The following is an 11,693-nucleotide window of genomic DNA, read 5'->3' as shown; positions in this document are numbered from 1 at the left end:
ATTATTGGTGCCGAAGACCGGAATCGAACCGGTACGGTGTGTTAGCACCGCAGGATTTTAAGTCCTGTGCGTCTGCCAGTTCCGCCACTTCGGCAATTACGTCGTCATGTTTTGGCGACATAAACTATTATATATTAATAAATTTTTATTGTCAACACTTTTTATTTTGTTTTTTTGTTTTCTTTATTTATTTTTGTTTTTACCTTTATGTAAAATCAGTAACCAAGCCATTATTCTAATGTTTTTTCCTATATAAATTAATTTTTTTAAGTGTTTTTTGTATCCAGTATTATCAGAAATACTTTTTTAAAATATAAAAAAAGGAACCTTAGTTCCTTGATTTATTATTTTTCATTAACTTTTTTTGGAATATTTGCCGCCTTTTGCATTTTGGTGTTTTTTCAGATCTTGAGCTCTTTCTTCACTTTCTTTTAAAAATTTAGTAAGAACATCTTCAAAATTCTCTTTTGGTTTTTTTTCTTTGTTTTTATTCCAATCAACTTCTTCTGGTTTTACAGATTTTCTTTTAGGAGTTGCTTGTTTTATAGATAAACTTATCCTACCTCCATCATCAACAGAAATTACTTTTACTTTAACCTTGTCTTGTTCTTTTAAATGCTCTTTAATGTCTTTCACATATGTATCAGATACTTCGGATATGTGAACAAGTCCAGTTTTTCCGTCAACCTCAACAAATGCTCCAAATTTCGTAATGTTAACTATCGTACCTTCTAAAATGCTTCCTAATTTTAAGGCCATGTTAATAAAATTCCTCCTCATTGTATATAAAAAATTATGATTAACTGTTTATTGTGTTTACTTTTCTTCACTGATGACCACTGTTTCACCTTGTTTAATAAAACCTAGTCTTTCTCTAGCTAATTTTTCAACATATTTGTAGGTATTTGACATCTTTACTTCATCTAGTAAATCTTTATTTTCTTCACTAACTTCTTTCAATTGATTCTCACACTGACTTAAAATTGCTTTTTTATTGTTTATGGCTATTTGTTGATTTATAAATGTATACCCTAAATAGATAATTATTGCACCAAAAATAAATTTAGTTGATTTTTTCTTATTTTTCATATATTTACTCCTAAAATATAGTATATCTATATTTTAGTTGTGTTTCAATTTATATTCAAGAATTATTTCTATTTTTCTTGATTATATTATAATAAAAAAGATTAAATGGATACATTATTATGTTTAAAACAACTCGTATAATCTTAACTATAAATAATAATATTCTATTTATAGTTTTTATAAAAACTTTACTACTAAATTTTATATATAAAAATATTCCTAGAAATAAAAAACCATAAACGTAAATACCTATATATGCATAATTATTATACAATAAGAATATGAAATCTAGCAACCCTACAAGAATCCAAAATAAAATATCTTCAAGAACGGTAAGTACTTTATTGGGATTTTCAAATCCTCTTATTGTTCTATACACATCAAACAATATTCCAGTAATAATCCCTGTAAATAGACTATAAATCATCATTTTTATTTGAATATCAATAGACATAATCATATCTTCATCACCTAAATAACCTTGCGATAATACTTTCCTTATCGCTTTTACTTTGAGTTGAAGAATAAATCATACTATTTACTTGCCCTAATATAACAACATCTCCATATTGTACATCCAATTTATTCATTTTAAGTTCTTCACCCTTAATTGTCAACTTTCCCAACTTGGTATCAAGTTGGATCACTGCTTCATCAAAAGTTATAACTTCTGAAACCCCTGAAAGAATTAACTTATTCCTATTTTCTAAAGACAGACTACTTTTATTTATATCAACAATTTCTTTTTTGCCTTCCATCCTCATCCCTCCCACTTGTAAATATTTATATGCTAAAAATTGTTTTAATATTACTTCACATATAAACTATTACGCATAGAAGAAAGTTTAAATATTTTCTTCAGAATCTAAAATTATTTCATATAAATTTCTTGCATCCTCTTTTGATACATGAGTTGCTATATTTAGCACCTTAGCTTTTAATGAACTTTTAGCAAAACTAATTTCTATTATATCATTTTCTTTCACTTCTGTACTAGCTTTTGCTATTTTACCATTAATTAGTACTCTACCACTTATGCAAGCTTCTTTTGCAATAGTCCTTCTTTTTATCATTCTTGATATTTTTAGATATTTATCAAGTCTCATAATTGCCTCCCTTTATAAAACAAAAAACCCAGTAACCTGGGCTTTAGTTATTATCTAATTACTTATTAACTCTTTCTTTGAATTCTTTTCCTGCTTTAAATACTGGAGCTACAGAAGCTGGAATTGTTATTTCTTCTTTAGTTCTTGGATTTCTTCCTTGTCTTTCTGCTCTTGCACGAGTTTCGAAAGTACCAAATCCAACTAATTGAACTTTATCTCCGCCTTCTAACGCTTCTTCTACTGTTTCAATAAATGATTTTAAAGCCATTTCAGCATCCTTTTTTGTTAATCCACTTCTTTCCGCCATTTTTGCTACTAAATCTGATTTATTCACTTTTGTTTCCTCCTTAAAATGATATCACTAAGATATATGTTTTATTCTTTTTTTTATATAAAAATCCTTCTTTTTTGAAGAATTTTTTTCGCTTATTTTACAATTTATTTGTTTTTGCTTCTTCCCATAGTTTATCCATTTCTTTCAAAGTCATTTGTTCTAAGCACAACCCTTTATTTATTGTAGACTTTTCAATATATTCAAATCTAGAAATAAATTTGTCTATAGTATAATTTAATGCAAACTCTGGGTCAATGTCAAGAAATCTTGATAAATTAACCAAACTAAATATTAAATCACCTATTTCTTCTTTTATTCTTAACTTATTTTGAGATTTGTATACTTCCTTAACTTCTTCAAATTCTTCAATTATTTTATCAAATACAAAAGATATATCATCCCAATCAAAACCAGCTTTAGCTGCTTTTCTCTGAATTTTATCAGCCCTTATCAACGAAGGCAAGTTTTTCGCAACATGTTTCAACTCTTCTGTATATGAATTAAAACCTTTTTCTTCTTTTTTTATATTTTCCCAATTAATTAAAACTTGTTCTGAATTTTCAACATGTCCTTCATTAAAAACATGTGGGTGTCTTTGTATTAGTTTGTTGCAGATACCTTCTATAACATCATTCACATTAAAATATCCATCTTCTTTTCCTATTTGTGAATGAAATACCACCTGAAGGAGTACATCACCTAATTCTTCTATTATTCCATCTACATCTTGATCATCAATAGCTTCCAATACTTCATAACATTCTTCTATTAAACATCTTTTCAAAGAAGCATGAGTCTGTTCAATGTCCCACGGACAGCCATCTTCACTTCTGAGCTTTCCCATAATATTTAGCAAATCATTGAAATCTTTTGATGAATTTACATTTTTAGGTATGTATACAGAAGTTAAATAATCAATATCTTCTTGCCTATCCAACTCATATAAAGATATCATTCTTATGCTTTCTAATCCTTTAACCCCAGCCGCGCGGACAAAATAAATTTCTGTATCATCCCTATAATATTGGCTTAAGCTTATCTTTACCTCAGATGCAATAAATTTATCATATACCTGTGTTATTATCGTGTCAACTCTTTTATCAAAAATTTGATTATTCAAGTCAAAAGAATCAACTATCTTAAGTCCATTTATAGGATCTAGCTTCAAACTTTCTACAATAGCATCAATAAAACTCACAGCTGGTAATATCTCCACTGCCACATTCTCTATTTTACACAGTTCCAATAGTAAAGCAACAGATTTTTCTGCTACCAAAGGATGACCTGGCACTGCATAAACTATATCTTTATACTCTTTGTGCTTTTCTACTAAATCCTTTGCCATAGATGAATACACATCATCAAACTTATCCAATGTCTCATATAAATAATCATAACTGCAAAAATTTATTCCAAATTCTTTTAAATCTTTTACATTAGGATGAATCTCTGTTCTAAAAAAAACATTACTACTTTCTTTTAATACATTTAATGTACCAATGGTCAGTGCATCTATATTTCCCGGCCCTAGACCTACTATTTTAATCATATTTTACCCTCTCAATCACCTAAATTTATTAGCCAATTTCAATTTAAAAGTGTTATAGTCCAAAACACCAAGCACCAAGATTAGTATACTATATGTTAATATACCAGCAAAAATAGATATTGCACAGGCTAATGAATTACTCATTGTTTGATTATACATCTTTAAATAAACAAAAACAACTATAAATGACATAGCTATTGTGGCTATTGCTGGTTTAATCAAAACTTCATAAATATTTACTTTAAAATCAAACTTTTTAATCATCAATGATAGATTTAAAGAGAAACATATTAAATAGGCTAAAATAGTACTTATAACTGCTCCATATATATTTATCTCTGGAATGGGGATTAATATTGAGGCAACTACAACCTTCACAACACATCCTATAATTAAATTTATTATAGGCATAAGCTTAGATGTTGTTGCTTGTAATATTATGGTTGTGGTTTGAGTAAGTACTATAAAGGGAATAGTTAATGCACTATATTTCAAAATATCATACCCACCTGCTTGACTTCTGAAAATCAAAATCATAATGGGCTCCGCCAGTAAATATAAACCCATAGTTGATGGTAACGCAATGACAAAAGAAAGTTTAAAAACATTTGCTATATTATATTCTAATTCATTTTTTCTTTTGAATAAATAGGCTGCAGAAATTATAGGCACTAATGATGCGCATAAAGCAGCTGATATTGTAAGTGGAACATTTGCCAAAACTGCTGCTTTTCCAGTTAATTGACCATATAAAACAGTAGAAGATTTTAAAGAATACCCCGCTTGTAGTAGTTTTTGAGGAACTAATATTGAATCAATCAAATTCATAATTGTTCCTACCGCCCCACCCAAAGAAATTGGTATTGCAATTCTTAATAAACTACTCATAACCTCCGGGTCATAGTTAACCTTTCCTACATTTAAATCTTTCCTTGCTTTTATGTACATATCAAATAAATATAGCGATCCTAATGCTCCACCTGCCGCAGCACCCAGCGTAGCTCCACCAGCCGCATATTCAACCCCTTTCGGTAGTAATATAACCGCCAACCCTATGCCAATGATAACTCGTCCTATTTGCTCCAATATTTGCGATATTCCAGTTGGTGTCATATTCTGTAAGCCTTGAAAAAAACCCCTAAAAGCTCCCATTATCGAAATAAAAATAGGCGCCACCCCTAATGCCATCAACGAATAATATGCTTTATTATCCCATTTAAATAGTATTGTTATTTGTTTAGAAAATAAAAGCATAATAAGACTTGTACCAACTCCTAGCAAAAGCATAAGCAATAAAGATTCTTTAAATACCAGCACGATTCCTTTATTATCATTTAAAGCTCTTCTTTCAGAAATCATCTTTGACATAGCTAAAGGAATACCAGCTGCTAATGCAATATAAAACATATACATGGGATAAGCCATTTGGTAATATCCGATTCCCTCATCTCCTACAAGAATCGTTAATGGTATCCTAAAAAATATACCAATAAACCGAGCAAATATGCCCGAAACCCCTAAAATCAATGTTCCTCTCAACAAAGATTGTCTTTTCAAAATATACCTCCACTTTTCTCACTTAGTATAAGTATTTATACTCTTGGTTTTTACTTTTTATTACAAAAATAAATGGCAGAATTCTGCCATTTATTGTTCCATCTGTTTACCTAAAAAAGATGCCGCTGTTTCTGCAATTTTTTCTTCTAACTCTCCAAATTTACTTTTTGGCTCTGTTGATAAAATCATAACTGCTCCAATAGCATCACCTTCAGCTATAATTGGTGCCACTACTTGACTTGAGTATTTGTTTTCAACATCTTCATCATCCATTATTGGGATTACTTTGCTTTCACCCTCTCCTGTTCTTACTGTATGCCTTTCTTCCATAATCTTTTCAAGCTCCATACTAACTTTTTTATCTCCATATTCTTTTTTAGGAGCTCCGCTAACAGATACAATGGTATCTTTATCTGCAATTAAAATTATATTTCCTATTGTTGAATGCAAAGATTCAGCATATTCTTTAGAAAAATCACTCAATTCGCCTATTGGTGAATATTTTTTAAGTATTACACCGCCCTCTCTATCAGTGAAAATTTCTAATGGATCTCCTTCTCTGATTCTAAGGGTTCTTCTGATTTCTTTAGGTATAACTACTCTTCCTAGATCGTCTATTCTTCTTACAATTCCTGTAGCTTTCATATAGACTTGACCTCCTTAATTGTATTAATAATCTATTTCAACATTATTATCCGTACAAACATGAAATTTTATACACATTTGTATAGCATTAATTTTTATACTAAATAAAACAGTTCATGGCAACATTTTTTCAACCTTAAACGAATTTAAAATCGCTCTAAATAATTAACACTTTATTCATATTTTATTCTATTAAACAATAAAAAAAAGGTGATGCTAACGCATCACCTTTTTTTATATCAATCTATCTTCATATTTTTTTATTTCAGCAGCTTCTTTTAATTTATCAACAGTTTCAGTAATAGAATCATTTTGTTTATAGTATGTTAATTCTGCTTCTATAGATGTTTTTACATCTTCAAATGGAAGAGAATCTTTATCATTTCTAGCTATACATTTTATTATATGAAAACCAAATTGGCTTTTTACAGGTACTGAAACTTCATCAGCTTTTAAAGCCATAGCACCTTGCATAAAGTCTGCATCATAATCTTGAGTATTAGCTGGAATTTCTCCTAATTCTCCACCAGTTTCTTTTGTTCCATCTGTACCATACTGTGCTGCCATCTCAGCAAAATCCGCACCATCATCAATCTTTTTCTTAACTTCATTTGCTTCTTCTTCAGTTGCAACTAAAATATGTGCAAGTGTTAAAGTTGTTGGTTCCTCTGCATTAGCTGGATATTTTGCACTGTATTTATTATAATATTCTTGAATTTCTTCTTCTGTAACTTTAACATCTTTTAATATGTCTTCTTGTAATTTTTGATATATAACTGATTTTTTTATGTATTCTTTCAAACTTTCTTCTGTTGCTCCTTGAGCTTTTAAAGCTTCAGTAAAAGCTTCTTCAGTTTCAAATTGAGCTTTTATAGAATCATATTGTTCGCTTATGCCAGCTGTCATTTCTTCATCCGTAGGCATAATTCCTCTTTTATCAACCTCTGCCATTAAAAGTTTATCTAAAACCATAGTATCAAGAATTCTAGATTTTTCAGTTTTCAAAGATTCCATAGCTTCAGCATTTTCTTCGTAAGTTTCACCATACTGAGTTTTAATGCTTTCAATTACATATAAAGTTTCATCATCATTATCTAGTTCTTTTCTTGTAATTGCATCCCCGTCCACTTCTGCAACAATAGTTTTATCAATTGCTGCCTGTGTTTTTTTTATTTGATTACAGCCTGTTGCAGAAATTAATACAATCGCGAATAAACTAGCCGCAACTATTTTCTTTATATTTTTCAATTTTTCTTCCTCCATTTACTAATATTATTTTTTATGCATAAATTTATTCTACCATAAATTAATTATGTTTCAATAAGAGTTTTTAAATGTTCAAAAAATTCTCTTAAAATGTTAACCAAAAATTCTTTTTTAATGTCCTTTAGCATAAAGTTAATAACGGGTTTATCTCCTAAATCGAAAACTATATATTTACTGTAATTATCTAAAATAGCTTTGATAAATCCTTGTGAGAAATTTTTATTATTTTCAAATCGTATAGATACCTGTTTATTCTTCTCTTTTATTTCCTCAACACCAATAGAACTAGCCATACTTTTAATCAAAGCAATATTCATTAAATTTTCTACAGATTCAGGAATATTAGAAAATCTATCTTCTAATTCTTCTTGGATATCCATCAAATTTTCCTTTGAATCAATAGATGCGATTCTTTTATATACTTCAATCTTTTGAATTTCGTCTATAATATATTCTCTAGGTATATAAGCATCTACTTTTAAATCTACCGTAGTTTCAATAGGCTCTTTCTCAATGTCACCTTTTATAATTTTTATAGTATTCTCTAACATTCTGCAATACAAGTCATACCCTACTGCTGCCATCTGACCACTTTGTGCCTTTCCCACCACATTACCTGATCCTCTAATTTCTAGATCTCTCATAGCAATCTTAAACCCTGATCCAAGCTCTGTAAAGTCTTTAATTGCCTTTAATCTTTTTTCTGCTACTTCCGATAAAATCTTATCTGGTTTATAAGTTAAGTATGCATAAGCAATTCTATTAGTTCTACCAACTCTTCCTCTTAATTGATATAGTTGTGATAACCCGAATCTATCTGCATCATAAATTATCATAGTGTTTGCATTTTGTATATCTAATCCTGTTTCAATTATTGTTGTGCATAAAAGTATATCATACTCATATTTCATAAAATCTAACATGACTTTTTCTAATTCTCTTTCCTTCATTTGTCCATGCGCTATAGCTATTCTTGCATTAGGAATCAGCTTATTCAAATAAGAAGCCATTTCTTTTATGGTTTCAACTCTATTGTAAACAAAATAAACTTGCCCACCTCTTCCTAACTCTCTTTCTATTGCATCCCCTATTAATTGATCATTAAATTCTACAACATATGTCTGTACAGGATATCTTTCTTCAGGAGGCGTTTCTATTACACTTATGTCTCTAATACCTGTTAAAGACATATGTAAAGTTCTTGGTATAGGTGTAGCTGTCAAAGTTAAAACTTCAATATTTTTTTTCAAATTTTTTATTTTTTCTTTGTGTGCAACTCCAAATCTTTGTTCTTCATCAACAATTAAAAGGCCTAAGTCTTTAAATTGTACATCCTTTTGTAATATTCTATGCGTTCCTACTAATACATCTACATTACCAACTTTAGCTTCTTTAAGCGTTTCCTTTTGTTGCGCCGGGGTTCTAAATCTACTTATCATATCTATTTTTATTGGAAAATCTGAAAACCTTTTAACCATATTGTTATAGTGCTGTTCAGCTAATATTGTAGTTGGTACTAAAATCGCCACTTGTTTACCTTCCATAACTGATTTAAATGCAGCTCTTAATGCCACTTCTGTTTTTCCATACCCTACATCACCGCATACAAGTCTATCCATTACTTTTGTAGATTCCATATCTTGTTTTATCTCTTCAATTGCTCTGAGTTGATCCGGTGTCTCTTGATAAGGAAATTCCTCTTCAAATTGTTTTTGCCAAATGGTGTCTTTATTAAATTTATGTCCTTTCAACGTAGCTCTAACTGCATATAATTTCACTAAATCCTGTGCAATTTCATTAATAGCTTTTCTAACTTTAGCTTTAGATTTACTCCATTCATTTCCACCTAATTTAGTTACTTTTGGATGAGACCCTTCTCCCCCAATATATTTCTGAACTAAATCTAATTGATCAACCGGAACAAATAGTTTGTCCCCTGAATTATAAGTTAGTTCTAAATAATCTTTTTTACAATCTTGAACGTCTAATTGTTTTATACCTTTATACACACCGATTCCATGATTTACATGAACAACATAATCTCCAGGCTTCAATTCAGTGTAACTACTTATTTTAGATACACCTTTTCCTTTAGCTTTTTTAGTACTCTTTCTTGCTTTACCAAAAACCTCTTTATCAGAAATTACAGTAATACTTACATCTGAGTATTCAAAACCTTTATTTAAACTTCCAAAGGTAACTACTATCTCTCCAGCAACTATATCATCTAATTTATCCTTGTATACACAATTCAAATTTTCTTCTCTAAGATTTGCTGCTAACCGCTCTCCTCTAGGCCTTGTTCCTGCTAAAATCATAATTTTTTGCTTTTTTTCTTGCATATGTTTTATATCTTCTATTAACAAATTCATTTTACCTTGATACCCATTTAAGGTAGATTGTTTAAAGCTGTACTCTTTCATCTTATCGAGTTTTTTATTGTCCTTAAAAATAAGGTTTAATGTTATTAAGTCTGCACTTTTTAAGTTTCGATAGAATTCATCTTTATTTAAGATTAATTCTACTTGTTTAGGTAGGATACTACCTCTTTGTAATAGATTTTTATAATCATCTTCAAATTCATAATAAGAGCTCTCCGCTTTACCTAAAGTCCTTACCTCATCATCTAAAACTATCAAGGATTGTTTCATATAATCAAACAATGAATAAGTTTTCTCATAAAAATAAGGGATAAAGCTATCAATTGTATCAAAAGTGTTATTTTCTTTTAAAAGTTCTAGATTTCTATTTATTGATTTATTAATTCTTTCTGATGCCTCTTCATCCTTTAATCTAGATAAAACATCATTCAAATCTTCCTTAATTTTCTTTTCACCTTCTAAAAGTTGTTCTTCACTAAGAATAAGTTCTTTTGCCGGAAAAATATTAATTTTTTTTATTTTATCTATACTTCTTTGAGATTCAACGTTAAAATTTCTAATAGAATCTATTTCATCGTCGAACAACTCAATTCGATAAGGATTAGTCTCAACTGGTGAAAAAACGTCTATTATTCCTCCTCTTAAGGAAAATTGTCCTTTTGAATCAATCATACTAACCCGTTCATAACCACTAGAAATAAGTGTTTTAACCAAATTATCTATATTAATAGATTTACCAACAGCTAAATTAACAATATTCTTCTTATATAACTCTGGAGATATACATGAAGATAAAGCAGATTCTATGCTAGTAATAATTATTTTTCGTTCATTTGTTAAAATTTCCTTAATTACTTTTAATCTTTCCCATCTTAAATCACCCGATACTGCATATACATTATAAAAAACCACAGGTTTAGCAGGCAAAAAATATACCGACGGATAGTAAAATGATAAATCCTCGTATAGATTCTTAGCCTCCACATCTGAACTAGTTATAATAAATATGGATTTATCGCTTTTATTAAAAACAGAATATATAAAATAAGCTTTCCCCGAATCTGATAATCCATTAACCTGAAAGGGGAATCTCTTTTCATCTATATCTTTTATAATGCTACTAAATTTAGGGTTATTTATTAAAGGATCTATCAATCCCTGCAATCTCATAATCCACACCTCACCAAGCTATTTATGTATATTAAACCCATTATATTTATTCATTGCTTCATCACTATTTTCTTTAATTATTGTTTCAATTGCCAGTACAGATACTTTAAATATTTCCTCTATTTCTTCTCTATCTTCTTTGCAAAAAGTACCTAATACATGATTAACTAACTCTTCTTTATCAGGAGAACCTACACCAATTTTTATGCGCAGAAAATTTTCTGTGGATAATTGTGAAATGATACTTTTAATACCATTATGTCCTCCAGCACTTCCTTTTTTTCTAATTCTTATTTTTCCTACGTCCAAACTTATATCATCATATACTATGATAACATTTTCTATAGGTATTTGATAGTATCCCATTATTTCCCTTACACTTTCACCACTTAAATTCATATAAGTTTCAGGTTTTAATAGATAAACTTTTTTATTATCTATTGTTCCACTACCAAAGATTCCTTTAAATTTTCTCCTATTTATATCAATATTATACTTGTTCCCTAATATATCAATCATATCAAATCCTACATTATGTCTAGTATGCTCATATTTTTTACCAGGATTACCTAATCCAACTATTAAATACATAATAT

The 11,693-nt window shown here is 29.3% G+C and carries 12 protein-coding genes and 1 tRNA gene; all 13 read right to left on the bottom strand.

Going from position 1 to position 11,693, the window contains the following annotated elements; translation table 11 throughout:
• Window positions 1–5: 5 nt before the first annotated feature.
• The 13 genes from BUB83_RS17060 to pth all read right to left on the bottom strand — a co-directional run bounded on the left by BUB83_RS17060 (window position 6) and on the right by pth (window position 11,688).
• Window positions 6–94 (bottom strand) — tRNA-Leu (locus BUB83_RS17060).
• Between the two features lie 260 nt (window positions 95–354).
• The gene (locus BUB83_RS17055) at window positions 355–759 is read right to left on the bottom strand and encodes a S1 domain-containing RNA-binding protein (RefSeq protein ID WP_073340007.1); all 405 of its coding nucleotides are present in this window, start codon (window positions 757–759) and stop codon (window positions 355–357) included.
• Between the two features lie 57 nt (window positions 760–816).
• On the bottom strand, window positions 817–1,089 hold the full coding sequence (locus BUB83_RS17050) for an FtsB family cell division protein (RefSeq protein ID WP_073340005.1): 273 nt from the start codon (window positions 1,087–1,089) through the stop codon (window positions 817–819).
• 55 nt (window positions 1,090–1,144) lie between these two features.
• The gene (gene yabQ / locus BUB83_RS17045; protein ID WP_073340002.1) at window positions 1,145–1,549 is read right to left on the bottom strand and encodes a spore cortex biosynthesis protein YabQ; all 405 of its coding nucleotides are present in this window, start codon (window positions 1,547–1,549) and stop codon (window positions 1,145–1,147) included.
• A 7-nt stretch (window positions 1,550–1,556) separates the two neighbouring features.
• Complete coding sequence (yabP, locus tag BUB83_RS17040; protein WP_073340000.1) at window positions 1,557–1,847, bottom strand: sporulation protein YabP; 291 nt, start codon at window positions 1,845–1,847, stop codon at window positions 1,557–1,559.
• Window positions 1,848–1,934: 87 nt separating this feature from the next.
• The gene (locus BUB83_RS17035) at window positions 1,935–2,195 is read right to left on the bottom strand and encodes an RNA-binding S4 domain-containing protein (RefSeq protein WP_073339998.1); all 261 of its coding nucleotides are present in this window, start codon (window positions 2,193–2,195) and stop codon (window positions 1,935–1,937) included.
• A gap of 58 nt (window positions 2,196–2,253) precedes the next feature.
• Window positions 2,254–2,529 (bottom strand): HU family DNA-binding protein, encoded by a 276-nt coding sequence (locus BUB83_RS17030; protein ID WP_073339995.1) that lies wholly within the window; start codon window positions 2,527–2,529, stop codon window positions 2,254–2,256.
• Between the two features lie 97 nt (window positions 2,530–2,626).
• On the bottom strand, window positions 2,627–4,078 hold the full coding sequence (yabN, locus tag BUB83_RS17025; protein WP_073339992.1) for a bifunctional methyltransferase/pyrophosphohydrolase YabN: 1,452 nt from the start codon (window positions 4,076–4,078) through the stop codon (window positions 2,627–2,629).
• A 15-nt stretch (window positions 4,079–4,093) separates the two neighbouring features.
• Window positions 4,094–5,635: a putative polysaccharide biosynthesis protein gene (locus BUB83_RS17020; protein ID WP_073339989.1), complete on the bottom strand. Its 1,542-nt coding sequence runs from the start codon at window positions 5,633–5,635 to the stop codon at window positions 4,094–4,096.
• Between the two features lie 90 nt (window positions 5,636–5,725).
• Complete coding sequence (spoVT, locus tag BUB83_RS17015; protein WP_073339987.1) at window positions 5,726–6,280, bottom strand: stage V sporulation protein T; 555 nt, start codon at window positions 6,278–6,280, stop codon at window positions 5,726–5,728.
• Window positions 6,281–6,514: 234 nt separating this feature from the next.
• Window positions 6,515–7,528 (bottom strand): peptidylprolyl isomerase, encoded by a 1,014-nt coding sequence (locus BUB83_RS17010; RefSeq protein ID WP_073339984.1) that lies wholly within the window; start codon window positions 7,526–7,528, stop codon window positions 6,515–6,517.
• A 62-nt stretch (window positions 7,529–7,590) separates the two neighbouring features.
• The gene (mfd, locus tag BUB83_RS17005; protein ID WP_073339982.1) at window positions 7,591–11,097 is read right to left on the bottom strand and encodes a transcription-repair coupling factor; all 3,507 of its coding nucleotides are present in this window, start codon (window positions 11,095–11,097) and stop codon (window positions 7,591–7,593) included.
• Window positions 11,098–11,115: 18 nt separating this feature from the next.
• Window positions 11,116–11,688, bottom strand: coding sequence for an aminoacyl-tRNA hydrolase (pth, locus tag BUB83_RS17000; RefSeq protein ID WP_073339979.1), 573 nt, complete (start codon window positions 11,686–11,688; stop codon window positions 11,116–11,118).
• Window positions 11,689–11,693: the final 5 nt, after the last annotated feature.

The organism is Clostridium grantii DSM 8605 (assembly GCF_900129965.1).
In the GTDB taxonomy this organism is placed as follows: domain Bacteria; phylum Bacillota; class Clostridia; order Clostridiales; family Clostridiaceae; genus Clostridium_AF; species Clostridium_AF grantii.
This window is presented reverse-complemented; position numbering and strand designations above follow the sequence as displayed.